General features: G+C 72.5%; 18 protein-coding genes. 12 read left to right on the plus strand and 6 right to left on the minus strand.

Annotated features, from left to right (window positions below):
- Positions 1-20: 20 nt before the first annotated feature.
- A complete protein-coding gene (locus IF01_RS0109345) occupies positions 21-1,118 on the plus strand; it encodes an ABC transporter permease (protein ID WP_078879816.1) in 1,098 nt (365 codons plus the stop codon).
- A gap of 19 nt (positions 1,119-1,137) precedes the next feature.
- Here IF01_RS0109345 and IF01_RS0109350 read toward each other — a convergent pair whose 3' ends face one another.
- The 4 genes from IF01_RS0109350 to IF01_RS0109365 form a co-directional block, all read right to left on the minus strand.
- Positions 1,138-2,352, minus strand: a complete 1,215-nt coding sequence (locus IF01_RS0109350) for an ROK family transcriptional regulator (protein WP_030392839.1) — start codon at positions 2,350-2,352, stop codon at positions 1,138-1,140.
- Between the two features lie 37 nt (positions 2,353-2,389).
- The gene (locus IF01_RS0109355; protein ID WP_051755042.1) at positions 2,390-2,923 is read right to left on the minus strand and encodes a GtrA family protein; all 534 of its coding nucleotides are present in this window, start codon (positions 2,921-2,923) and stop codon (positions 2,390-2,392) included.
- Positions 2,924-3,021: 98 nt separating this feature from the next.
- A complete protein-coding gene (gene lon, locus IF01_RS0109360; protein ID WP_030392841.1) occupies positions 3,022-5,475 on the minus strand; it encodes an endopeptidase La in 2,454 nt (817 codons plus the stop codon).
- A gap of 233 nt (positions 5,476-5,708) precedes the next feature.
- Positions 5,709-6,485 carry a rhomboid-like protein gene (locus IF01_RS0109365; RefSeq protein ID WP_051755043.1) on the minus strand — a complete coding sequence of 259 codons (777 nt, stop codon included), beginning with the start codon at positions 6,483-6,485 and terminating at the stop codon, positions 5,709-5,711.
- Positions 6,486-7,034: 549 nt separating this feature from the next.
- On the opposite strand from IF01_RS0109365, the gene IF01_RS0109370 reads away from it, so the two are divergent.
- The 7 genes from IF01_RS0109370 (at position 7,035) to IF01_RS0109400 (ending at position 17,914) form a co-directional block, all read left to right on the plus strand.
- Positions 7,035-7,772, plus strand: a complete 738-nt coding sequence (locus IF01_RS0109370) for a response regulator transcription factor (protein ID WP_093864899.1) — start codon at positions 7,035-7,037, stop codon at positions 7,770-7,772.
- Between the two features lie 89 nt (positions 7,773-7,861).
- Entirely contained in the window at positions 7,862-8,992 is a 1,131-nt protein-coding gene (locus IF01_RS0109375) for a sensor histidine kinase (RefSeq protein WP_030392843.1), read from the plus strand.
- Between the two features lie 349 nt (positions 8,993-9,341).
- The gene (locus IF01_RS0109380; RefSeq protein WP_030392844.1) at positions 9,342-13,106 is read left to right on the plus strand and encodes a multifunctional oxoglutarate decarboxylase/oxoglutarate dehydrogenase thiamine pyrophosphate-binding subunit/dihydrolipoyllysine-residue succinyltransferase subunit; all 3,765 of its coding nucleotides are present in this window, start codon (positions 9,342-9,344) and stop codon (positions 13,104-13,106) included.
- A 298-nt stretch (positions 13,107-13,404) separates the two neighbouring features.
- Complete coding sequence (locus tag IF01_RS49235) at positions 13,405-15,477, plus strand: serine/threonine-protein kinase (RefSeq protein WP_051755044.1); 2,073 nt, start codon at positions 13,405-13,407, stop codon at positions 15,475-15,477.
- A 48-nt stretch (positions 15,478-15,525) separates the two neighbouring features.
- A complete protein-coding gene (locus IF01_RS0109390; protein WP_030392846.1) occupies positions 15,526-15,705 on the plus strand; it encodes a DUF6104 family protein in 180 nt (59 codons plus the stop codon).
- 198 nt (positions 15,706-15,903) lie between these two features.
- On the plus strand, positions 15,904-16,833 hold the full coding sequence (locus IF01_RS0109395) for a DUF4097 family beta strand repeat-containing protein (protein ID WP_051741158.1): 930 nt from the start codon (positions 15,904-15,906) through the stop codon (positions 16,831-16,833).
- A 1-nt stretch (position 16,834) separates the two neighbouring features.
- Positions 16,835-17,914, plus strand: coding sequence for a PadR family transcriptional regulator (locus tag IF01_RS0109400; RefSeq protein ID WP_030392848.1), 1,080 nt, complete (start codon positions 16,835-16,837; stop codon positions 17,912-17,914).
- A gap of 116 nt (positions 17,915-18,030) precedes the next feature.
- On the opposite strand, the gene IF01_RS0109405 is transcribed toward IF01_RS0109400, so the two are convergent.
- Positions 18,031-18,993 (minus strand): zinc-binding dehydrogenase, encoded by a 963-nt coding sequence (locus IF01_RS0109405; RefSeq protein WP_030392849.1) that lies wholly within the window; start codon positions 18,991-18,993, stop codon positions 18,031-18,033.
- A gap of 95 nt (positions 18,994-19,088) precedes the next feature.
- Complete coding sequence (locus tag IF01_RS0109410; protein ID WP_030392850.1) at positions 19,089-20,285, minus strand: NAD(P)-dependent malic enzyme; 1,197 nt, start codon at positions 20,283-20,285, stop codon at positions 19,089-19,091.
- A 623-nt stretch (positions 20,286-20,908) separates the two neighbouring features.
- Between IF01_RS0109410 and IF01_RS0109415 the strand changes: the two genes are divergently transcribed.
- The 4 genes from IF01_RS0109415 to IF01_RS0109430 all read left to right on the plus strand — a co-directional run bounded on the left by IF01_RS0109415 (position 20,909) and on the right by IF01_RS0109430 (position 25,028).
- Positions 20,909-21,832: an ABC transporter substrate-binding protein gene (locus IF01_RS0109415; RefSeq protein ID WP_051755046.1), complete on the plus strand. Its 924-nt coding sequence runs from the start codon at positions 20,909-20,911 to the stop codon at positions 21,830-21,832.
- A gap of 454 nt (positions 21,833-22,286) precedes the next feature.
- Positions 22,287-23,222: an ABC transporter substrate-binding protein gene (locus IF01_RS0109420; RefSeq protein ID WP_030392852.1), complete on the plus strand. Its 936-nt coding sequence runs from the start codon at positions 22,287-22,289 to the stop codon at positions 23,220-23,222.
- Between the two features lie 58 nt (positions 23,223-23,280).
- Entirely contained in the window at positions 23,281-24,231 is a 951-nt protein-coding gene (locus tag IF01_RS0109425; protein ID WP_233290171.1) for an amino acid ABC transporter permease, read from the plus strand.
- The gene (locus IF01_RS0109430) at positions 24,228-25,028 is read left to right on the plus strand and encodes an amino acid ABC transporter ATP-binding protein (protein ID WP_051755047.1); all 801 of its coding nucleotides are present in this window, start codon (positions 24,228-24,230) and stop codon (positions 25,026-25,028) included. Before IF01_RS0109425 ends, IF01_RS0109430 begins: the two co-directional genes overlap by 4 nt.
- The last annotated feature ends 78 nt before the right edge of the window (positions 25,029-25,106 follow it).

Raw genomic sequence — 25,106 nt, forward strand, 5'->3', positions numbered from 1 at the left:
CGATACACAAGGAGATGTGCATGACCTCCGCCCCCGGGCAACAGGCAGGGCAGGAACCCGTACAGGAACCGGCGCGGGCATCGGCCCCGGAACCGAGGAAGGGCTTCGCCGCCGAGCTGAAGGGCGCGGTCACCCCGCGTGCGGCGATGCTGGTGATCGGCGTGCTGCTGCTCCAGCTCGGCTTCGTCACCTCGTACGTCGGCGCCCTGCACCACCCCGCTCCGCACGAGCTGTCGGTCGCGGTGGTCGCCCCGCCGCAGGTCGCCCCCAAGTTCGTCCAGGGCCTGGAGTCCGTCCCGGACCAGGCCGTGAAGGCCGTCACCGCGCCGGACGCGGAGACCGCCACCCAGCAGATCAAGGACCAGAAGGTCTACGCCGCGCTGGTGGTGAACCCGGCCTCCACCGAGGACGTGCTGCTGGTCGCCAACGCGCGCGGCCCGTCCGCCGCCCGGGCCGCCGAGAGCATCGTCACCGGCCTGGAGAAGACCCAGGGCCGCACCGTGAAGGTCGAGGACGTGGTGCCGCTCGCCAAGGGCGACGCCAACGGCCTCTCCTCCTTCTACCTGGTGATCGGCTGGTGCGTCGGCGGCTACCTGGTCGCGTCCATCCTCGGCGTCAGCGCCGGGGCCAAGCCCGCCAACACCAACCGGGCGCTGATCCGCCTCGGCACGCTGGCGCTCTACTCGGTCGCGGCCGGCATCGGCGGCGCGATCATCGTGAAGTCGGTGCTGGACGCGCTGCCCGGGCCGTTCTGGTCGATGTCCGCCGTCGGCGCGCTGGTGGTCTTCGCGGTGGGCGCGTTCACCATGGCGCTGCAGTGCCTGTTCGACATCATCGGCATCGGCGTCGCGGTGCTGCTCTTCGTGGTGCTCGGCAACCCCAGCGCGGGCGGCGTCTTCCCGCCGCCGCTGATGCCGCCGTTCTGGCGGGCGATCGGGGCCTGGTTCCCGAACGGCGCGGGCACCGACGCGACCCGCTCCATCGCCTACTTCGACGGCACCGCGCTGACCCGGCCGCTGTTGGTGCTGCTGGCCTGGGCCCTGGCCGGGGTCGCGGTGACCTTCGCTGCCGTGCTGCGCCGACCCTCGCACCGCAGCCGCGAGCTGATCGAGGGCTGACCACCACCGCTCCTGGCCCTCAGGCCTCCAGCCGGCCCGGATCGGCGAGCACCGACCGGACCACTCCCGCCGCGGCTCCCAGCAGGGGGCCGCGGCGGCCCAGTCGGGAGACCGTCAGCCGCTCGTCCGCCCAGGGGCGGACGGTCACCCGGGCGGCCAGCTCGGCCCGCATCGCGGGCAGCAGCCAGGGCGCCAACTGCGCGTAGCCTCCGCCCAGCACCACCTCCGCCGGGTCCAGCAGGTTGACCGCGCCCGCCGAGGCGATCCCCAGCGCGGTACCGGCCCCGGCGAGCGCCTGCCGCACCTCCTCGTCCCCGGCCTCGGCCCGTTCGGCGAGCAGCGCCACCCAGTCGCCCCGGATGCCCTCCAGACCGGCTTCGCGCAGCACCGCCGCCTCCCCCGCGTACTGCTCAAGGCAGCCGTGCGCCCCGCAGGCGCAGCGCGGACCGTCCGGACGCACCGGGACGTGCCCCAGCTCGCCCGCGAAGCCGCGCGCGCCGCGCAGCAGCCGGCCCTCCACCACGATCGCCGAACCGATCCCGGCCTCGGCGGAGACGTGCAGGAAGTGCTCCGGCCCGCCGCCGAGCCAGAGCTCGGCGAGCCCGCCGAGGTTGGCCTCGTTGTCGGCCCGCATCGGCAGCTCGGCCAGCTCCCCCGCACCGGCGGCGCGCAGCGCGAGCCGCAGCTCGGCGGCGAGCGGCACCTCCTCCCAGCCCAGGTTGGCGGCCCGCTGGAGCAGTGCGCCGTCGATCCCGACCAGTCCGGGCACGGCCAGGGCCAGCCCGGCCGGGCGCAGTCCGGCCTCGGCGGCGGCCCGGCGGACGAGTTCGGCGAGGTCGGCCATCACGGCGGCCGGGCGCCGGCCCCGGTTGCGGATCTCCTGGCGGCGCCAGGCGCGGACCTCGCCGCGCAGGTCGACCACGCAGGCGCCCAGGTGCTCCACCCCGATCTCGGCGCCGAGGCCGCCCGGGCCGTCCGGGTTGAGACCGAGCGCGGTGCCGGGGCGGCCGACCTTGCCGCTGGGCGCGGCCGGGCCCTCCTCGACCACCAGTCCGGCCCCGATCAGCTCCTCGGCGAGCGAGGAGACCGCGGCCCTGGTCAGCCCGGTCCCGGCGGCCACCTCGGCGCGCGAGCGCGGGGCGCGCGCGATCACACCGAGCACCAGCGCCAGATTGGCCCGGCGCATCCCCTGCTGGCTCGCGGGCCCGGTCGGGGCGCCGTCCGTCTCACGCATCACCCTCACCCGCTCCCGCTGCCGGTCCCGCTTCGGCTCACTGCCCTTCCGAGCCTAGGACCCCGACGCTCGCGGGGCTTCCCGCGCCGGCCTCCTCCACCCGGGTGAAGACCCAGCGCTGCATGGCCCAGAAGCGGAACAGCATCGCCACGAAGGTGCCCAGCACCATCCCGCTCAGGAAGTCGGCCAGCTCCTGGGTGAACGGGCTGACCCAGGGCTCGCGCAGGTTCAGCAGGTAGCGCGAGGCGATCAGCGGCAGGTCGTTGACCGCCACGGCGACGGCGCTCACCAGGACGAACAGCAGCGGTTCGCGCCGGCGCCAGGAGGAGCGGAAGGACCACCGCCGGTTGAGCAGATAGGAGAGGACGGTGCCGACCACGGTCGCCACGGTGAGCGCCAGCACCGGCTTGCTCGGCATGACGGTGAACCGCAGCGCGTAGTTGATCAGCACGGTCAGGGCGAAGCAGCCGCTGCCGACCAGCAGGAACTTCACCAGCCGCCGGTGCCGGACCAGGGCCGGACGCACCCGGCCCGGTACCCGGGCCAGGACGCGCTGGGTGAGGGACGGCATCCTCGCAGTCTGGCACGGCGGACGGAGCCCGTCCCGTCCGGCGGACCGGGGCGGGACGGGCTCCGTGCGGGGCCGCCGGACCGAGGCCCGGCCGGGGATCAGGCGACGGCGGCCAGCACCTCGGCCGGCTCCAGGGCCAGCCGCAGCACCTCCCGGACGTCGGCGACCGGGTGCACGGTGAGCCGCTCCAGCACCTCGGCCGGGACGTCGTCCAGGTCGGCCTCGTTGCGCCGGGGGATGATCACCGTGGTGACCCCGGCCCGGTCGGCGGCGAGCAGCTTCTGCTTCACCCCGCCGATCGGCAGCACCCGCCCGGTCAGCGACACCTCACCGGTCATTGCCACATCGGCGCGCACCTTGCGCCCGGAGAGCAGCGAGGCCAGCGCGGTGGTCATGGTGATGCCGGCACTCGGACCGTCCTTGGGGACGGCGCCCGCCGGGATGTGCAGGTGCACTCCCCGGTCCCGCAGCGAGGTGACCGGCAGCTCCAGCTCGGCCCCGCGCGAGCGCAGGTAGGAGAGCGCGATGTGCGCGGACTCCTTCATGACGTCGCCCAGCTGGCCGGTCAGGGTCAGCCCGGTGCCGCCGGTCTCGGCGTCGGCGAGCGAGGCCTCGATGAAGAGGACGTCGCCGCCGGCCCCGGTGACCGCCAGGCCGGTCGCCACCCCGGGCACCGCGGTGCGGCGCTCGGCGGGCTCCTGGGCCGCCTCCGGCACGTGGTGCGGCCGGCCGATCAGGCCGCGCAGCTGCTCCGCGCCGATCGCGGCGGGCAGCTCGCGCTCCCCCAGCTCGGTCTGTGCGGCAACCTTGCGCAGCACCCGGGCGATCGCCCGTTCGAGGTTCCGGACGCCGGCCTCGCGGGTGTACTCGCCCGCGAGCCTGCGCAGCGCCGGCTCGTCGACCGCGACCTCCTCGTCCTTGAGCCCGGCCCGCTCCAGCTGGCGCGGGAGCAGGTGGTCGCGGGCGATGACGACCTTCTCGTCCTCGGTGTAGCCGTCCAGGCGGACCAGCTCCATCCGGTCGAGCAGCGGCTCGGGGATGGACTCCAGCACGTTGGCGGTGGCGAGGAAGACCACGTCGGAGAGGTCGAGCTCGACCTCCAGGTAGTGGTCCCGGAAGGTGTGGTTCTGCGCCGGGTCGAGCACCTCCAGCAGGGCGGCGGCCGGGTCGCCCCGGTAGTCGGAGCCGACCTTGTCGATCTCGTCGAGCAGGACGACCGGGTTCATCGAGCCGGCCTCCTTGAGCGCCCGGACCAGCCGGCCGGGCAGCGCGCCGACGTAGGTGCGCCGGTGGCCGCGGATCTCGGCCTCGTCCCGGACGCCGCCGAGCGAGACCCGGACGAAGGTGCGGCCCATGGCGCGGGCCACCGACTCGCCGAGCGAGGTCTTGCCGACACCGGGCGGGCCGACCAGCGCGAGCACCGCGCCGCCCGCCCGCCGTCCGCCGCCCTTCGGGGCGACGGCCTCGTCCGAGGCGTCCGGCTGCCCCGGGAGCGCCTGCCCCGCGGCCGCCTGCTCGGCCCGGCGCTTGCGGACGGCCAGGTACTCGACGATGCGGTCCTTGACGTCGGCCAGGCCGGCGTGGTCGGCGTCCAGTACCGCGCGGGCGCCGGCGATGTCGTAGCTGTCCTCGGTGCGCTCGTTCCAGGGCAGCTCCAGCACGGTGTCCAGCCAGGTGCGGATCCAGGAGCCCTCGGGCGACTGGTCGCTGGCCCGCTCCAGCTTGTCGACCTCCTTGAGGGCGGCCTCGCGGACCTTCTCCGGGAGGTCGGCGGCCTCGACCCGGGTGCGGTAGTCGTCCTCCTCGTCGGCCGGGTCGCCGTTCAGCTCTGCCAGCTCCTTGCGGACGGCCTCCAGCTGGCGGCGGAGCAGGAACTCCTTCTGCTGCTTGGCGACGCCCTCCTCGACGTCCTTGCGGATGGTGTCGTTGACCTCCTCCTCGGCGAGGTGGTCCCGGAGCAGGCCGAGCGCGTACTCCAGTCGCGCGACCTGGTCGGCCTCCAGCAGCACCTTGAGCTTCTGCTCGGCGGTGGCGAAGGGCGCGTAGCCGATGTTGTCGGCGAGCTCGCCGACGCCCTCGATCGCGGCCACCCGGTCGACGATCTGCCAGGCGCCGCGCCGCCGCAGCCACTGGGTGGAGAGCGACTTGTACTCCTTGACCAGCTCGGCGGCCCGGCCGGCCACCGGGGTGCCGACCGAGGACTCGCGGAACGGCGTGGTCTCCACCCAGAGCGCGGCGCCGGGTCCGGTGGTGCCGACGCCGATCCGCACCCGGCGCACCGCGCGGACCAGCGCGGCCGGGTCGCCGTCCGCCAGCCGGCCGACCTGCTCGACGGTGGCGAGGGTGCCGGCCGCCGCGTAGGAGCCGTCCACCCTCGGGACCAGCAGCACCTGGGGCTTCCCGGCACCGCCGGTGGCCGCGGCGCGCGCGGCCTCGACGGCGGCGCGGACCTCGGCGTCCTTCAGGTCCAGCGGGACGACCATGCCCGGCAGGACGACCTCGTCGTCGAGCGGCAGCACGGGCAGGGTGAGCGGTGTGGACGTCGATGCCATGATCTCTCCCCGGTCAGTGAACTTGAGTCGACCTGACTAAGGCTTGGCGGCCGCCGGATGTTCCCCGTCGCGCGTTCGCCGTCAGCGAACGCAACGGGCTCATCGAGGGCCGTCGCGGGGCCGTCAAAAAGGCCCGGTGCGCGAACCGGGAAGCGGTCCCACCGGACGGACCCGGCACGCGCCCGGCATGCACCCCCGTCACGCGGGCCCGGGGGCATCCCCGCCGCACGGACTCAGGAGCGGCCCGACACCACGGCCCTGCGGGCCGCGGACGCGGGCCGGGACAGTTCGGCGGGCACCCCGAGCCGGGCGCGGCGCGGCCGGTGGCCGTCCCAGCGGCGCAGCCAGCGCCACAGCGCCACCCCCGCCAGCAGCGCCACCGGATGGCCGATCCCGGTGACGAGGTCCCGGTCGGCGGCGATCTGCTCGGCGATCAGCGCCACCGCCAGCGCGAGCACGGCCGCGCGCCCGGCCGGCCGGAGCAGCCCGGCCAGCGCGCCGAGGCTGGCGAGCACGCCGTAGCTGACGCCGATGTCGAGGTAGTCCATGGCGGCCGGCTCCAGCCGACCGGTCTCCACCGCGACCACGACCACGCCCTGGGAGAGCAGGGTGGCGGCGACGTGCCCGGCCGCGAAGACCACGGCCGCCCGACCGGGGCCGACCCGGCGCTCCAGCGGCGCGACGGTGAAGGCGAAGGCCCAGAGGTAGGGCATCCAGACCGGCCCGGCCACCCAGAAGCCGCTGAACAGCAGCGCGCGCAGCGGGTGCTGCAACAGGTTGTGCCCGTCCGAGCTGGAGGCCTCCTGGAGCCGGAGCACGAGCTCCGGGGCGGCCAGCCCGGCGAAGGTGGTGGTGGCGCCGACCACGGCGAGGTAGCCGAGGGCGAAGGGATTGCGGCGCAGGGTGGGCACCCGGGCCAGGATCCAGTCGACCGCGCCGGTCCGCAGACCGGCCCGGAGCATCCCGTACGGCGGCCCGCCGTGCCCGGCGGGCGCCTGTCGCTCCGTCATGCCGCCTCCGCTCCAACGCCCGCAGCCGTCACCCGCGCGTGTCCAACGTACCGGCGCGTACCGGAAATCCCACCCCCACGAATTTGTCGTGGTCACGGTACGTCCGACAGCTGGGAGTCCGCTGGGAGAACGCCGTGAGGATCCGGGGTCCGCACCGGCCCGCATTGGTCCAGACCTTCTACCCCTTTCGGGGCCGCTTTCCGCCCTGACCGGCGGCTTGGTGTCAACTCATGTGCATACGTACCGTTACAGAGTGAAAAAACGCCGGGTAAGGTATCGGCCCGTGCCCACTTCCCGGTGGGCCCGAAAGCCGGTCCGACCGACCGGTCCGCGGGCCGGAAATGTCCGGTCCACCTGCCGGGAATCACCTGCGGTCCGTACGCTGCGAGGTGTACGGGAGACGGAGAGCGGCCCACGCCCTCGCCGTCACCCCCGCACGCGACGGGACGGCGGACCCGGCACAGTCCACGACGGAACAAGACTACGAAGCGGAGCCTTCGCCATCCCCACAGGTGGCCGGCCCGCAGCCCTGGGGGCGGTGGCGTGACCGTGACAGAAATTCAGCAGGACAACCAGAACACCGGCGGCACGGTGAGCAGCCAGCGCAGAGTGCTGGTGGTGGAGGACGAACCCACGATCGCCGAGTCGATCGCGGCCCGATTGGGCGCGGAGGGCTTCAAGGTGGCGGTGGCCCACGACGGCCCCGGCGCCGTCGACGGCTTCCACACCTGGCAGCCGGACCTCGTCGTCCTCGACATCATGCTGCCCGGCTTCGACGGACTGGAGGTGTGCCGCCGGATCCAGGCCCAGCGCCCGGTGCCGGTCCTGATGCTCACCGCGCGGGACGACGAGACGGACCTGCTGGTCGGCCTCGGCGTCGGTGCCGACGACTACATGACCAAGCCCTTCTCCATGCGCGAACTGGCCGCCCGGGTCAATGTGCTGCTGCGCCGCGTCGAGCGTGCCCAGCAGGCCGCCCGGACGCCCGCGCTGGGCAGCCTGCGCTTCGGCGAGCTGGAGATCGACCATGTGCAGCGCCGGGTCCGGCTGGCCTCGGGCGACGTCCACCTGACGCCGACCGAGTTCGACCTGCTCGCCTGCCTGGCCGCCCAGCCGCGCGCCGTGCTCACCCGTGAACAACTGCTGGCCGAGGTCTGGGACTGGACGGACGCGTCCGGCACCCGCACCGTCGACAGCCACGTCAAGGCGCTGCGCCGCAAGATCGGCGCCAGCTGGATCCGCACCGTGCACGGTGTCGGGTACGCGCTGGAGGCCCCGCTCTCGTAGCGGCACCACCCTCGGACAACGGGCCGCCGGGGGGCCCGCTGTCCCGAACCGCCGTGCGGCGGACCCACGCGGGGGACCACAGGGGACCAATGACCTTTCCACAGCAACGCAACGGGGACATCGACGGCAGTCGGCCGCCCACCCTGGCCGCCCGCGCCGCGAAACGGGTCTGGGCCGACATCCGGCCGCTCGACCCGGTCCGCTCCATCAAGGGCAAACTCGCCCTCCTGGTGATCGTCTCGGTCTTCCTGGCCACCGGCATGGTGGTCGTGGCGATCCGGTCCGAGACCCAGATCCGGATCATCATGATCTTCTCGATGATCGCCTCGCTGCTCTTCATGCAGTTCCTCGCGCACGGGCTGACCGCCCCGCTGCGCGACATGACCGCCGCCGCCCGCGCGATGGCCTCCGGCGACTACAGCCGCCGGGTCGAGGTGAACTCGCGCGACGAGATCGGCGAGCTCGCCGCGACCTTCAACCAGATGGCGTCCGACCTGGAGGCCGCCGACCGGCACCGGCGCGAGCTGGTCGCCAATGTCTCGCACGAGCTGCGCACGCCGATCGCCGCGCTGCGGGCCGTGCTGGAGAACGTGGTCGACGGCGTCGTCCAGCCCAACCCGGCGACCCTGGGTGCCGCGCTGGAGCAGACCGAGCGGCTCGGCCGGCTGGTCACCCACCTGCTCGACCTCTCCAAGATCGACGACGGTGTGGTCGACCTGGACGCGCGCCCGTTCGAGGTGCGCGAGTTCCTGGACGGCGTGCTGCGCGGGGTCACCGTGGACGGCGCCACGGCCGGCGGGGCGTTCTCCCGGCGCGGCGACGTCCGGCTCGCCCTGGAGGTGAGCCCGGCCGGGCTGACCGGCGTCGCCGACACCGAACGGCTCCACCAGGTGGTGGCCAACCTGGTCGACAACGCCTGCAAGCACTCCCCGCCCGGCGGCACCGTGACGGTGCGGGCCAGGCCCGACGAGGGGCCCGGGGCCCTGCTGCTGGAGGTCGAGGACGAGGGTCCCGGCATCCCGGCGGCGGACCGGGCCAGGGTCTTCGAGCGGTTCGGCCGCAGCGGCACCGCGACCGCCTCCGGTCCCGGCTCCGACGGCGGGACCGGCCTGGGCCTGGCCATCGCCCGCTGGGCGGTGGACCTGCACGGCGGGCGGATCGAGGTGGCCGAGGCGGCGCGCGGCTGCCGGATCGAGGTCCGGCTGCCCGGCCCGCGCTGACCGCCGTCCGCGTCGTGGCTCCGGGCCCGGACCCACGACGCGGACGGACCGGCGGCACCGGGACGACCGCTACGTGCACCGGGACGGATGTCACAGATCCGACACAGTGCACAAAGAGGATCGACGCCCACTTTTGTCCGTTTTTGTCACCCTTTGGATGGCGATCGGAAGCGGTCGGTTCCCCGCCGATGTGGCTTTCTAACGCACATTTCCAGCCAATCCGCAGGTCAGGACTGTGATCTGGGCGACGCCTGCCCCCCGGGGACTGCGCGATCACTGGTCGGAGGCGTAGCCTTAATCCCCGCTGTCCAAACATCCCAAAAGGAAGCGGAAGAGGGCGGTTGCCGCCGTGTCGCCACAGTCCCCTGAACACCCCAACAGCTCGGCTAGCTCCACTGGCTTCGGCCCCAATGAGTGGCTCGTCGACGAGATCTACCAGCAGTACCTCCAGGACCCGAACTCGGTAGACCGAGCCTGGTGGGACTTTTTCGCCGACTACAAGCCCGGTACCGAGGTGACCCCAGTGACCCAGGCCGCGACCCAGGTCGGCGTGACGCCGACCCCCGCCGCCGCCCCCGCGTCCGCTCCGGCCGTCCAGGCCCCCGCTGCCCCGGCCGCCCCCGCGCCGGTGCAGCAGGCCCCGACGGCTCCCGCGGCCCCCGTGGCTCCCGCGCCGCTCGCCGCCCCCCCGGCCGCGCCCCCGGCGCCCAAGGCCGCCGCCCCGGCGCCCGCGCCGGCCGCCGCGAGCGCGGGCCCCGAGCTGGTTCAGCTCCGCGGCCCGGCCAAGGCCGTCGCCACCAACATGGACGCCTCGCTGGAGGTGCCGACCGCCACCTCGGTCCGCGCCGTCCCGGCCAAGCTGCTGATCGACAACCGCATTGTCATCAACAACCACCTGCAGCGCGCCCGCGGTGGCAAGGTCTCCTTCACCCACCTGATCGGTTACGCCCTGGTCCAGGCCGTCAAGGCCTCCCCGGGCATGAACCACAGCTACAAGGTGGAGGACGGCAAGTCCTACCTGGTCAAGCCCGAGCACGTGAACCTCGGCCTGGCCATCGACCTGGTCAAGCCGAACGGCGACCGCCAGCTCGTCGTCGCGGCCATCAAGAAGGCCGAGACCCTCGACTTCTTCGGCTTCTGGCAGGCCTACGAGGACATCGTCCGCCGGGCCCGCGCCAACAAGCTGACCATGGACGACTTCACCGGCGTCACGGTCTCGCTGACCAACCCCGGCGGCATCGGCACCGTGCACTCCGTGCCGCGCCTGATGCAGAACCAGGGCACCATCGTCGGCGTCGGCGCCATGGAGTACCCGGCCGAGTTCCAGGGCTCCGCCCCGGAGACCCTGGCCCGCCTCGGCGTCTCCAAGATCATGACGCTGACCTCGACCTACGACCACCGCGTCATCCAGGGCGCGGCGTCGGGCGAGTTCCTGCGCACGATCCACCAGCTGCTGCTGGGGCAGAACGGTTTCTACGACGAGATCTTCGAGTCGCTCCGGATCCCGTACGAGCCGGTCCGCTGGGCCACCGACGTCGCCACCACGCACGACGACGAGGTCAACAAGACCGCCCGCGTCATCGAGCTGATCCACTCCTACCGGGTCCGCGGCCACCTCATGGCCGACACCGACCCGCTGGAGTACAAGCAGCGCAAGCACCCCGACCTGGACGTCACCACCCACGGCCTCACCCTGTGGGACCTGGAGCGCGAGTTCGCGGTCGGCGGCTTCGGCGGCCAGCGGATGATGAAGCTCCGCGACATCCTCGGCCTGCTGCGCAACACGTACTGCCGCACGGTCGGCATCGAGTACATGCACATCCAGGACCCGAAGCAGCGCAAGTGGCTGCAGGAGCGCCTGGAGAAGCCGTACACCAAGCCGGAGCGCGAGGAGCAGCTGCGCATCCTGCGCCGGCTGAACTCGGCCGAGGCCTTCGAGACCTTCCTGCAGACCAAGTACGTCGGGCAGAAGCGTTTCTCGCTGGAGGGCGGCGAGTCGCTCATCCCGCTGCTGGACGCCACCATCGACTCGGCGGCCGAGCACCGCCTGGACGAGGCCGTCATCGGCATGGCCCACCGCGGCCGCCTCAACGTGCTGGCCAACATCGTCGGCAAGCCGTACGGCAAGATCTTCGGCGAGTTCGAGGGCAACCTCGACCCGAAGTCGATGCACGGCTCCGGCGACGTGAAGTACCACCTCGGTTCCGAGGGCACCTTCACCGGCCTGGACGGCGAGACCATCAAGGTCTCGCTGGCCGCGAACCCCTCCCACCTGGAGGCCGTGGACCCGGTCGTCGAGGGCATCGCCCGCGCCAAGCAGGACATCCTGGACCAGGGCGGCACGACCTTCCCGGTGCTGCCGATCCAGATCCACGGCGACGCGGCCTTCGCCGGCCAGGGCGTCGTCGCGGAGACCCTGAACATGTCGCAGCTGCGCGGCTACCGCACCGGCGGCACCGTGCACGTCGTGGTGAACAACCAGGTCGGCTTCACCGCCGCCCCGGCCTCCAGCCGCTCCTCGATGTACTGCACCGACGTGGCCCGCATGATCGAGGCCCCGATCTTCCATGTGAACGGCGACGACCCGGAGGCCGTGGTCCGCGTCGCGCGGCTCGCCTTCGAGTTCCGCCAGGAGTTCCACAAGGACGTCGTGATCGACCTCATCTGCTACCGCCGCCGCGGTCACAACGAGGCCGACAACCCGTCGTTCACCCAGCCGCTGATGTACGACCTGATCGACAAGAAGCGCTCGGTGCGCAAGCTGTACACCGAGGGCCTGATCGGTCGCGGCGACATCACCATGGAAGAGGCGGAGCAGGCGCTCCAGGACTTCCAGGGCCAGCTGGAGAAGGTGTTCGCCGAGGTCCGCGACGCCGCCCAGACCCCCGCCGCCGCCACCAGCGGCAAGCCGGTCGCCGACTTCCCGGTCACCATCCGGACCGGCATCTCCGAGGAGATGGTCAAGCGGATCGCCGCCTCGCAGGTCAACCTGCCGGACTGGCTGACCGTGCACCCGCGACTGCTGCCGCAGCTGCAGCGCCGCGCCGGCTCGGTCGAGGACAACACCATCGACTGGGCGATGGGCGAGACCCTCGCCATCGGCTCGCTGCTCATGGAGGGCCACCCGGTCCGCCTGGCCGGCCAGGACAGCCGCCGCGGCACCTTCGGCCAGCGGCACGCCGTCCTGATCGACCGGGCCACCGGCGAGGACTACACCCCGCTGCAGTACCTCACCGAGGACCAGGCCCGCTACACCGTGTACGACAGCCTGCTGTCCGAGTACGCGGCGATGGGCTTCGAGTACGGCTACTCGCTGACCCGCCCGAACGCGCTGGTCATGTGGGAGGCGCAGTTCGGCGACTTCGTCAACGGCGCGCAGACCATGGTGGACGAGTACATCGCCTCCGCCGAGCAGAAGTGGGGCCAGCACTCGGGCGTCACCCTGCTGCTGCCGCACGGCTACGAGGGCCAGGGCCCGGACCACTCGTCCGCCCGCCCGGAGCGCTTCCTGCAGATGTGCGCGCAGGACAACATGACGGTCGCCATGCCCACCCTGCCGTCGAACTACTTCCACCTGCTGCGCTGGCAGGCGCACAACCCGCACCACAAGCCGCTGATCGTCTTCACCCCGAAGTCGATGCTGCGTCTGAAGGCCGCGGCGAGTGCGACGGAGGAGTTCCTGTCCGGCTCGTTCCGCCCGGTCATCGGCGACACCACCGTCGACCCGGCGAACGTCCGCAAGGTCGTCATCACGGCCGGCAAGTTCTACTACGACGTGGAGGCGGCCCGCACCGAGCGCGGCATCACCGACACCGCGATCGTCCGGGTCGAGCGCCTCTACCCGCTGCCGGTGGCCGAGCTCCAGGAGGAGCTGGCCAAGTACGGCGACGACGTCCAGTTCGTCTGGGCGCAGGAGGAGCCGGCCAACCAGGGTGCCTGGCCGTTCATCGCGATGAACCTGGTCGACCACCTGCAGGTCGTCATCGGCCGCAGCGCCGACGGCCCGCGGCTGCGCCGCGTCGCCCGCACGGCCTCCTCGGCCCCCGCGGTCGGCTCGGCCAAGCGCCACGGCGCCGAGCAGCAGGCGCTGCTGGAGGAGATCTTCACGATCTGACGCCGCCCGCACCGGTCGCCACCGGTCGGCCGCGCGCACGGCAACGGCCCCCCGCGTCCCTGGATCCCAGGGACGCGGGGGGCCGCCGTCGTTCCCCGGTGCGACGGCGGGCCCCGGCGGACCGCGGCCGCGCCGTGTGCGAAGGTCCCAGCTCTGCAACCAAAGCGGCACCGACCTGCGCGGCCTGCTGACGGATCGATAGGTTAAGGCTCGCCGGACCGTCGGCCGGGTGCCCGTCGTCGCGCCCACCGTCGGAGCCCGGTGGACCTCACCGCTCTCCCAGGGGGATCAAAACCGCATGACCGCCGACACGCCACGGGACGCCGCAGCCTCACCCCTCCCGCCGGTCTTCCAGCCGCTGCTCCCCGACGACCCCAGGGAGGTGGGCGGCTACCGGCTGTTCGCCCGGCTCGGGGCCGGCGGCATGGGCCGCGTCTACCTCTCCTACACGCCCGGCGGTCGGCCGGTGGCGCTCAAGGTGGTCCGCCCGGAGTTCGCCGAGGACGGCGAGTTCCGCCGCCGGTTCGCCCAGGAGGTCTCCAACGCCCAGCGCATCCACGGCCTCTACACCGCCCAGGTGATCGACTCCGGCGGTCTGGACTCGGACGCGCCGTGGCTGGTCACCGCCTACGTCCCCGGGCCGTCGCTGCAGCAGGTGGTGCGCGAGAACGGCGCGCTCCCGGTGCGCACCGTGCTGCTGCTGATGGGCGGCATCGCCGAGGCGCTGCAGGCCATCCACAGCGTCGAGGTGGTCCACCGCGACCTCAAGCCGGCCAATGTGCTGGTGGCCGGCGACGGCCCGCGGGTGATCGACTTCGGTATCGCCCGGGCCGCCGACGCCACCGCCCTGACCGGTACCGGCTACCGGATCGGCTCGCCCGCCTTCATGTCCCCGGAGCAGGCCCAGGGCCGCCCGGTCACTCCGGCGACCGACGTGTTCGCGCTCGGCGCGCTGGCCGCGTACGTGGCCGGCGGCAGCGCGCCGTTCGGCGACGGCCCGGACACCGCCGTGCTCTACCGGGTGGTGCACGAGCAGCCCGACCTGGACGCCGTGCCGGCGGACCTGCGCGAGCTGGTCCTGCGCTGCCTCGCGAAGTCGCCGGAGGACCGGCCCCGGCCGGCCGAGATCATCGACGTGGCCCGCAACCACCCGAGCGTCGGCGGCCAGCTGCGGTTCGCCGACGACTGGCTGCCCCGGCAGGTCAACACCGAGATCACCCGCCGCTCGGACCTGCCGAAGACGCCGCCCACCCCGCTGCCGGCCGCGCCTCCGCAGCCCTCCGGCCCGCCGACCGGGTCGTCCCCGCTGACTCCGCCGCCGGCCGTGCCACCGGCCCCGCCGCAGCCGGCCGGGGCGCCCGCCACCCACGCGGCCACCACGCCGTCCTTCGGCCCGCCGCCGCCCGGGTTCGGCCCCGTCCGACCGGACACCCCGCCGCCCGGCTTCGTCCCGCCGCCGCTCGGCGCGTACGGCGCCGCGCAGCCGCCCACCGAGGCGCCCACCGGCCCGCTGCTCGGCGCCCCGCCCACCGTCCAGTTGCGGCAGGAGCCGCCGTCCTACGACACCCCGCCGCCCGGCCCGGTGGTCACCGACAGCCCGGCGCCCGCGCCGGAGCAGGCCCGCAGCAGGGGCGGGGTCTCCTGGAAGGTGCTGCTGACCGTCGCCCTGGTGATGGCGGTCGGCGGCACGGCCGGCGGGGTCGCGCTGATGGCCAAGTTCAACAAGGACGACAAGAACAACTCCGCGCACCAGTCGAGCGCGGGCTCGGGCAGCTCCCAGCCGGCCGCGCCGCCGGCGGGCGGCGCCGCCGCGGCCGCGACCACCCCCGCGACCACGCCCTCGACCGATCCAACCCCGTCCTCGGCCAAGACCTCCGGCTCCTCCTCCGGGGCGGTGACCTCGGCCCCCTCGGCCTCGTCCGGCACCGGTGTGACCGCGCCGGCCCGGCCGACCGGCTACTCCCCGCTGCTGGCCCAGAAGCCGCTGTCCATCCCCGGCACCGACGCCTACTACGACTCCTACCGGATCGACCTGGACGCCGGGACGGTGGTGCCGCGCGGCACCGACCTCAAGTGGGGCCTGGGCCTGAACGCCACCGGCAGCAGCAGCAAGGCCAACTCCTTCGTCACCGCGGGCGACAACAAGTCGGACTTCGCGGTGATCACCGAGTCCACCGTGACGCCCGACCAGTGCGCCGTCGCGATCGACTCCCGGCCGGACACCGACCTGTCCTTCAACCGGGTCTCGCCGGGCCGCCTGCTCTGCATCCGGGACCGGGTCACCCGCAACATCGCCGTCGCGGTGGTCGAGGTCGCGGACGTCACCACCGGCGCGGTGAAGCTCACCGTGAGCACCTGGCGCGCCAGCTGACCCGGTCTATCCTGACCAGGTCGAATCCCCACCGGACCGGAGCGAACCGTGTATTTCACCGACCGAGGCATCGAGGAGCTGGCGAGCCGCCGCGGCGACGAGGAGGTCACCTTCGAGTGGCTGGCCGAGCGCCTGCGCGAGTTCGTCGACCTCAACCCGGACTTCGAGGTCCCGGTCGAGCGGCTGGCCACCTGGCTGGCCAGGCTCGACGACGAGGACGACGAGTGACCTGGTGAAACGGTGGCCCTGAGGGCCCGGAGGCAACCGCCTCCGGGCCCTCTCGCATGCTCCCCGTAGGGGCGGGTCTCGGGGTGTACTCCGGGTCGGCCTCGGGGTCGGACTCCCTTGACTTCGCCGTCACGCGATATATCGTCTTTGGAAGAGGACGCGATACATCGCGAGTCACAGCAACGGGAGGCGGCAGAGATGAGCCAGTGGACGGTCGAAGGACCCGACAGGATCACCATCGAGGAGACGGTCCGGACGCTCCAGGTGCGGACCATCGACGGCACGGTCAACGTGGTCGCCGCCGAGGGCCCCGCCCGGCTGGAGGTCACCGAGCTCAAGGGCGAGCCGCTGCACGTCACCCTGGTCGACGGCGTCCTCACCGTCACCTACAAGGACCTCAGCAGCTGGAACGAGTTCGGCGACGTGCTCAAGTCGGTCGACTCGGTGAAGGGCTTCTTCTCCTCCTTCAAGCGCAAGCGGACCGCCGCCGTCACCGTGACCGTCCCGGCCGGCACCGAGGTCAAGGTCGGCACCGTCTCCGCCGCGACGACGGTCTCCGGCTTCAGCGAGCACGTCTCGACCCAGACCGCCAACGCCGACATCACCCTGGTCGGCCTGACCGGGCGGACCGACGCCAACACCGTCACCGGCGACGTGGACGCCCAGTCGGTGGCCGGGCAGCTGCGGCTGAACACCGTCTCCGGCCGGCTCACCGTGCTGGCCGGCACCGCCGAGAAGGTGAGCGCCAACGCCGTCACCGGCGCGGTCACCCTGGACCTCGCGGCCGCCACCCCCGCCCAGATCAAGGTCAACACGGTCAGCGGCGCGGTCGGCGTCCGACTGCCCGCGCTGACCGGCACCAAGGTCGAGGCCGGCACCACCAGCGGCGACCTCTCCTCCGGCTTCGAGGAACTCACCGTCGCCGGCAGCTGGGGCACCAAGCGCCTCTCCGGCCAGCTCGGCGACGGCAGCGGCAGCCTCTCGGTCACCACCGTCTCCGGCGCGGTCACCGTGCTCCAGCGTCCGGAGGCCGAGGACGACACCCGGGCCGCCCGGGAGCTGCCCGCCCCCGACCTCACCAAGTCCGACACCCCCGGCACCGGCCCCGACCTCACCAAGGAGGCCTGACATGACCCCCGTCTTCGGCCACGGCCGGCTCCGGCTCTACCTGCTCAAGCTGCTCGACGAGGCCCCGCGCCACGGCTACGAGGTCATCCGCCTGCTGGAGGAGCGCTTCCAGGGCCTGTACGCGCCCTCGGCCGGCACCGTCTACCCGCGGCTCGCCAAGCTGGAGCAGGAGGGGCTGGTCGCCCACAGCACCGAGGGCGGTCGCAAGGTCTACCGACTCACCGACGCCGGGCGCGCCGAACTCGCCACCCGGCAGGGCGAGCTGGACGAGCTGGAGCTGGAGATCCACGACTCGGTGACCCAGCTCGCCGGGGCGATCCGCGAGGACGTCCGGGACAGCGCCAAGGACCTGCGCGAGCAGCTCTGGGGCGCGGCGGCCGAGCAGGCCAGGCGCGGCGCCCCGGACCCCGGGGAGCAGGGCCAGGAGAACGGCGGGAACCCGTGGGCCGGGCCGTGGGGCGACCAGGCCGCCTGGCAGCGCGCCAAGGAGGAGTTCGCCGCCTTCAAGCGGCAGGCCAAGGAGCAGGCGAAGCGCGCCAAGGAGCAGGAGAAGGCCGCCAAGGCCAAGGCGAAGGCCGCCGAGGAGGAGGCCCGCCGGCTGCGCGAGCAGTCCCGGGCGGCCCGGACGGCGGCCCAGCAGGAGGCGCTGCGGATCAAGCGCCGGGTGGAGCAGCAGGTCCGCGAGCACGCGGCGCGCGGCGACTGGCCGACCGGACTGGCCGAGGGGCTCTCCGAGCTGACCAAGGGCCTGGCCGGGCTGGCCGACGCGGCCCGCTGGGGACAGCCCGGGGAGTCGAAGGAGGACCTCGGCGCCGAGCGGGTCACCGTCACCCGGATCGACCTGGACAAGACCGACCTGGACGGGCCGGCCGACGCCGTCCCGGCCGAGCTGCCCGGGTGGACCGCCGTCGACCCGGCCGGCGACCCGGCCCGGGAGCTGGAGCGGCTGCTCGACCGCTTCCGCGACCAGGTCCGCGACGCGGCCAGGGACGGCGGGGTGACCCAGGCCCGGCTGGCCGAGGCGCGTGCCGTCCTCGGTACCGCCGGCGAGCGGCTGAAGCGGCTGCTCGACCGCTCCTGAGTACTCCTGAGTGCTCCTGAGTGCTCTCGACTGCGCCCGACCTGTCCCGACCGACCGGTCCGGCAACCGGCGCCCGGCTCCCCGCACAGGGAGCCGGGCGCCGGCGCGTCACGGGCTCACGGCGTCAGGACGAGCTTGCCGAACACCTCGCCCTTGGCCAGCCGGGCGAGCGCCTCCGGCGCCCCGTCCAGCGGCAGCACCGAGTCGATCACCGGCCGGACCCCGGTGGTGGCGCAGAACGACAGCAGCCCGGCCAGCTCCTCCTTGGTCCCCATGGTCGAACCGACCACCCGCAGCTCCAGGAAGAAGATCCGGTTCAGTTCGGCGGCCGCCGGGCTGGGGCCCGAGGTGGCCCCGGAGATGACGATCGTGCCGCCCGGGCGCAGCGACTTCACCGAGTGCGACCAGGTCGCGGCGCCGACCGTCTCCATCACCGCGTCCACCCGCTCGGGCAGCCTGGCCCCGCTCGGGAACGCCGCGTCGGCGCCGAGCTCCAGGGCCCGGTCCCGCTTGGCCTCGTCCCGGCCGGTGACCCAGACCCGCAGGCCGGCCGCCTTGCCGAGCACCACCAGCGCGGTCGACACCCCGCCGCCGGCGCCCTGCACCAGCACGGTGTCGCCGGGCTTCACCCCGGCGTTGGTGAACAGCATCCGATAGGCCGTCAGCCAGGCCGTGGGCAGGCAGGCGGCCTCCTCGAAGGAGAGTCCGGCGGGCTTGGGCAGCAGGTTCCAGGTGGGGACGGCCACCTGCTGGGCGAAGGTGCCCTGGTAGCGCTCGGTCAGGATCGAGCGCGGCTCGTCCGGGCCGACCCCGTGCCCGCTCTGGCCGATCACGGAGTGCAGGACCACCTCGTTGCCGTGCTCGTCGATGCCGGCGGCGTCGCAGCCGAGGATCATCGGCAGCTTCTCGGCGGGCAGCCCGACCCCGCGCAGCGACCAGAGGTCGTGGTGGTTCAGGCTGGCGGCCCGGACCGTGACCACGCTCCAGCCCGGCCGGGCCACGGGTTCGGGGCGTTCGCCCAACTCCAGCCCGCTCAGCGGGTCGTCGGCGTCGATTCGTGCGGCATAGGCAGCAAACATGCACCGGACGATAGCCAGAACGCCCCCGGGCCCGGAACAACGCGTGAGTGTGACGCGTGTCCCGGGCCCGGGCGGGGTTCCGGTACGGGTACCGGCTAGCGGCGGGCGACGCCCTCGGCCCGGGCGGCCTCGGCGACGGCCTTGGTGACGGCCGGGGCGACCCGCTCGTCGAACGGCGAGGGGATGACCTTCTGCGGGGTCAGCTCGTCGGCCACCACGCCGGCCAGCGCCTTGGCGGCGGCCAGCTTCATGCCCTCGGTGATCCGGGTGGCCCGGACCTGCAGCGCGCCGGCGAAGATGCCCGGGAACGCCAGCACGTTGTTGATCTGGTTCGGGAAGTCGCTGCGGCCGGTGGCCACCACGGCGGCGTACTTGTGCGCGACCTCGGGGTGGATCTCCGGGTTCGGGTTGGCCATGGCGAAGACGAACGCGCCCTCGGCCATGGTCGCGACGACCTCCTCCGGCACGGTGCCGCCGGAGACGCCGATGAAGACGTCGGCGCCGGCCATCGCGTCGGCCAGGGTGCCCTTGAGGCCGGTCCGGTTGGACAGGCCGGCGATCTCCGCCTTGACGTCGGTCAGGTCCCCGCGGCCCTCGTACACGACGCCCTTGCGGTCGCACACGGCCACGTCGCCGATGCCGGCCGCCAGCAGCATCTTGGCGATGGCGATGCCGGCCGCGCCGGCGCCGGAGATGACGGCGCGCAGCGAGCCGATCTCGCGGCCGGTCACCTTGGCCGCGTTCCAGAGCGCGGCGGTGGTGACGATCGCGGTGCCGTGCTGGTCGTCGTGGAAGATCGGGATGTCCAGGGCCTCCTGGAGCCGGCGCTCGATCTCGAAGCAGCGCGGGGCCGAGATGTCCTCCAGGTTGACGCCGCCGAAGGACGGGGCCAGCCGGACCACGGTCTCGACGATCTCGTCCACGTCGGTGCAGGCGAGCGCGATCGGCACCGCGTCGACGCCGCCGAACTGCTTGAACAGGATCGCCTTGCCCTCCATGACGGGCAGCGAGGCCTCGGGGCCGATGTCGCCGAGGCCCAGCACGGCGGTGCCGTCGGTGACCACGGCCACCGTGTTGGCCTTCCAGGTGTAGTCGTTCACGAGCTCGGGCTGCTCGGCGATGGCCGTGCAGACGCGGGCGACACCGGGGGTGTAGGCGAGGGACAGGTCGTCCGCGTCGCGCACCGGGACGGTCGCCCGGACCTCCATCTTGCCGCCGCGGTGGAGCGCGAACACGGCGTCGACCGGATCGTCGGTGTCCTGGGTACTGCTGTGGATGATCTCCGCTGCCACGATGACCTCTTCGTCATTGATCGAGCGAGGACACCCGGCCGACGGGGCGGACGACCCGGCCGGTCCCGGCATCCGGTGACCGGCGGCCGGTCAGCGGAACCCGGGAACGCCGAAGCGCCCCCGGGGGAAGGCTGGGTCGGGGCGCCGCCGTCGGACGAGCGCCTCGAAATGAGGGTTTATGGAGTTGTCCGCGAGTGGTCCGCGCTGTGCTTCCGGGCCGAGCGTAGGTCGGACGAGGGCATCGCACCCATGCCTTTTCGTCCAAGTCACATGGTTGTCGTACGCCTCACGGCCACCTGTGGGCACCAGGAACCATGAGAACCGGACCCCGGCAGCGGCAGTGGCGCACACGTACGCACACCCGCGGGGGTGAACACGGACACGGTGTGGAGGCCGGTGCCGCCGGATACGGAGTCGACGTTCTGGACTTCCGTTCCTGTGCACCCCGGGCCTGTTTGCGGCCCGGCGGTCCGGTTCGAGCGTCGGGGGTCACCCGGTACCGAATTCTGACACACCCGCCCACGGACGCGGCAGGTCGGGATGGGAGGATCCGTTGTTCCGCCATCTCGCGTCCACCTCCGCGATGCCGCGGCGCCTCCCCCTCCCTCCCTCAGGAGCAACCGATGCACCACCGTGCCCTGTCCCCCCGCCGGGCCCCCGCCGCGCTCGCCCTCGCCACCGCCGGAACCCTGCTGCTGACCGCCTGCGGCGGCGACAAGACCGTCGCCGAGGACCCGCTCCAGCAGCTCCGGGCGAAGGTCCCGAGCGCCCAGCAGTCGGGCAAGGTGCTGCGGATCGGGATGGACGTCAACTACCCGCCGGTGGAGTTCCGGGGCACCGACGGCAAGCCCGACGGCCTGGACCCGGACATCGCCGCGGCGCTCGGCCGGATCCTCGACCTGCGGATCGAGTACGTCGACACCCCCTTCGACAAGCTCATACCGAGCCTCCACCACAAGCAGTACGACGTCGCGATGTCCGCGCTCAGCGACATCCGCCAGCGCCGGGACGGCGTGGACGAGGCCGGCAAGTCGACCGGCCTGGCGGTGGACTTCGTGGACTACTTCATCGCCGGCACCTCGATCGTGGTGCCGAAGGGCAACCCCAAGGGCATCCGCGGTCTGGACGACCTCTGCGGCCGGACCGTCGCGGTGCAGAGCGGCACCACCCAGGACGAGATCGTGGCCCGCCAGGTGACCGCCTGCACCCGCGCCAACAAGCCGCTCACCGTCCACAAGTTCGACAGCGACGCCAAGGCGCTGGCCGAGGTCGCCGCCGGCACGTCGCAGGCGGGCCTGAACGACTTCCCGGTGGCCGCCTACGCGGCGAAGAACACCGACGGCGGCAACCGCTTCGAGGTGACCGGCGCGCAGTCCCGGTCCAACCCGTACGGGATCGCGCTGCGCAAGGAGGACACCGAACTGCGCGACGTCCTGGCCAAGGCGATCGACCAGCTGATCCGCAGCGGCGAGTACGACAAGATCCTCTCCAAGTGGAACGTCGCCGCCGGCGCGGCCCAGAACGCGGTGGTCAACGGAGGCATCTGAGCCGGGTCCGGTCGGCCGTCCGGGGCGGGGGCACGGGTGGCGGTCCGGGCGGGGGTCCGGGCCGCCGCGGAGCGGGCGCACGATCGGGCGAGTGCGCGGCCGGGCCTCCGGGCGGACCGCAGGGAGATCTGCATACTTATACGCAGGGTGACAGGGACACGGTATTCGTCCGAATAGCGGACAGCGCGGCCCCCCGTTATCCGATTTTGATCTGAATGAGGGCCACCCGAGCGTCATCAGATGGCAGGATTCCCCCCATCTCGGATCGAGCCGACCACTGGTCGAGGCGGTTCGGTCAACGCCCACCTCGGCGGACGGTGGCGGAGAGCAGTACCCGGTACCACCCTGCGTGTTCTCCCTGCCCGGCCGTACAGCGCCGTACGGCTCTGCTGCTCCGGCGCGCCGCTCCCCCGTGGCACGCCCGTCCGACCTCTCCCTCAGGAGGAGATCCCCCATGATCGCCCGTACCCAGCGCACCCGCCTCCTCGCCTCAGCGGCGGTGCTCGCGTCCGCGTCGCTCGTGCTGACCGCCTGCGGCAGCAGCAAGTCCTCCTCCAGCGGCGGCAGCAGTGCGGCCAACCCCAGCGTCAGCGTCGCCGCCGTGTCCGCCGACCCCGCGCTCGCCGGGCTCGTCCCCGCCGACATCAAGTCCTCCGGCAAGCTGATCGTCGCCGCCGACGCCTCCTACGCGCCCAACGAGTTCAAGGACGACAAGGGCAACATCGTCGGCCTCGACGTCGACCTGGCCGACGCGATCGCCAAGAAGCTCGGCCTGACCGCCGACGTGCAGAACGCCGACTTCACCTCGATCATCCCGGGCATCACGGCGAAGAAGTACCAGCTCGGCATGAGCTCCTTCACCGACACCAAGGAGCGCGAGCAGACCGTCGACATGGTCACCTACTTCACCGCGGGCAGCGCCATCGCGGTCAAGAAGGGCAACCCGGACAAGATCGACCCCAAGGACCTCTGCGGCAAGAAGGTCGCCGTCCAGACCGGCACCACCCAGGCGCAGGAGATCACCGACGTCCGCAACCCGGAGTGCACCAAGGCCGGCAAGCCGACCATCCCCAACGACGGTGACAAGTTCACCCTCCAGACCGACGTCACCACCGCGCTGGTCTCCGGCCGCGACCAGGTGATGATGGCCGACTCCCCGGTCGTCGACTACGCGATCAAGCAGACCAACGGCCAGCTGGAGAAGCTCGGCGGGACCTACGACAGCGCGCCCTACGGCGTCGTCGTCGACAAGGGCTCCCCGCTCTCCCCCGCCGTCCAGGGCGCCGTCCAGTCGCTGATCGCCGACGGCACCTACAAGCAGATCCTGGCGAAGTGGGGCGTCGAGGCCGGCGCGATCGACAAGTCCGAGATCAACGCCGCCAAGAGCTGATCCTCCGCACCACCACACCCCCTGAGGCCCCAAGGTGAAATCTTCCGAGCAGGGGGCGGTGAAATCGGGACGGCCTGAGACCATCAAGGCCGTCCCGGTGCGCCACCCCGGACGCTGGGCCGGAGCAGTAGTGATCGTCGTCCTCGCGGCGATGCTGCTCCACGCCCTGATCTTCAACCCCGCGTTCCAGTGGGACGTCGTCAGAGACACGCTCACCAACGAGCAGATCATCCACGGAATCTGGGTGACGCTCGAACTGACCGCCCTGTCCATGTTGATGGGCGTGGTCGGCGGCGTGCTCCTCGCGATCATGCGGCTCTCGCCGAACCCCCTGCTGTCGGGGACGGCCTGGTTCTACATCTGGATCTTCCGCGGCACCCCCGTGCTGGTGCAGCTGGTGTTCTGGAACTTCCTGGGCGCCCTGTGGCCGAACCTGTCGATCGGCATCCCGTTCGGGCCCGAGTTCTGGTCCGAGTCGACCAACACCCTGATCCCGACCTTCACCGCCGCCCTGCTGGGCCTCGGCCTCAACGAGGCGGCGTACATGGCGGAGATCGTCCGCGGCGGCATCCAGTCCGTCGACGAGGGCCAGACCGAGGCCGCCCACGCGCTCGGCATGAGCCGCGCCGCCACGCTGCGCCGGATCGTGCTCCCGCAGGCGATGCGGGTGATCATCCCGCCGACCGGCAACGAGACCATCTCGATGCTCAAGACCACCTCGCTGGTCCAGGTCATCTCGCTGGCGGAGCTGTTCACGGCCGGCCACGACATCTACTCGCGGACCTTCCAGACCATCCCGGTCCTGGTCGCGGTCAGCATCTACTACCTGCTCATGACCTCGATCCTCACGGTCGGGCAGTACTACATCGAGCGGCACTACGCTCGAGGTGCGAACCGGACCCTGCCGCCCACGCCGATCCAGCGGGTTCGGCTGCTGTTCGGCGGCAGGCCCACCCCGAAGGCCAAGAACGACGTGGTCCCCGGACTCGAGGGAGGTGGCCACGCATGACCGACCTCAGCAAGACCCCCGCCGACGCCCCGGGCAGCGGCCCGATGGTGAAGTCCGAGGGCGTCCGCAAGTCCTACGGCCTGGTCGAGGTGCTCAAGGGCATCGACCTGGAGGTCAAGCAGAGCGAGGTGTTCTGCCTGGTCGGCCCGTCCGGCTCCGGCAAGTCCACCTTCCTGCGCTGCATCAACCACCTGGAGAAGATCAACGGCGGCCGCCTCTGGGTGGACGGCGAGATGGTCGGCTACCGGCAGCGCGGCGACAAGCTCTACGAGCTCAAGGACCGCGAGGTCGCGCTCAAGCGGCGGGACATCGGCATGGTGTTCCAGCGCTTCAACCTCTTCCCGCACATGACCGCGGTGGAGAACGTGATGGAGGCGCCGGTCCAGGTCAAGCGCGAGTCCAGGGCCGAGGCCAGGGAGCGCTCGATGGCTCTGCTGGAGCGGGTCGGCCTGTCCGACAAGAGCGGGAACTACCCCTCCCAGCTCTCCGGCGGCCAGCAGCAGCGGGTGGCGATCGCCCGGGCGCTGGCGATGAAGCCCAAGCTGATGCTCTTCGACGAGCCGACCTCGGCGCTCGACCCCGAGCTGGTCGGCGAGGTGCTCGACGTCATGCGCGGGCTCGCCGAGGAGGGCATGACCATGATCGTGGTCACCCACGAGATGGGCTTCGCCCGCGAGGTCGGCGACGCGCTGGTGTTCATGGACGGCGGTGTGGTGGTCGAGTCCGGCAACCCCCGCGAGGTCCTCAGCAACCCGCAGCACGAGCGGACCCGCGCCTTCCTCTCCAAGGTGCTCTGATCCGAGGTGCGCCGGGCGCACCGTCGACGGCGCCCGGCAGGCGGAACCTGCCGGGCGCCGCGCTTTTCCGCTTTCCCC

It is taken from the genome of Kitasatospora purpeofusca (assembly GCF_000718025.1).
Taxonomy (GTDB): Bacteria; Actinomycetota; Actinomycetes; order Streptomycetales; family Streptomycetaceae; genus Kitasatospora; species Kitasatospora purpeofusca.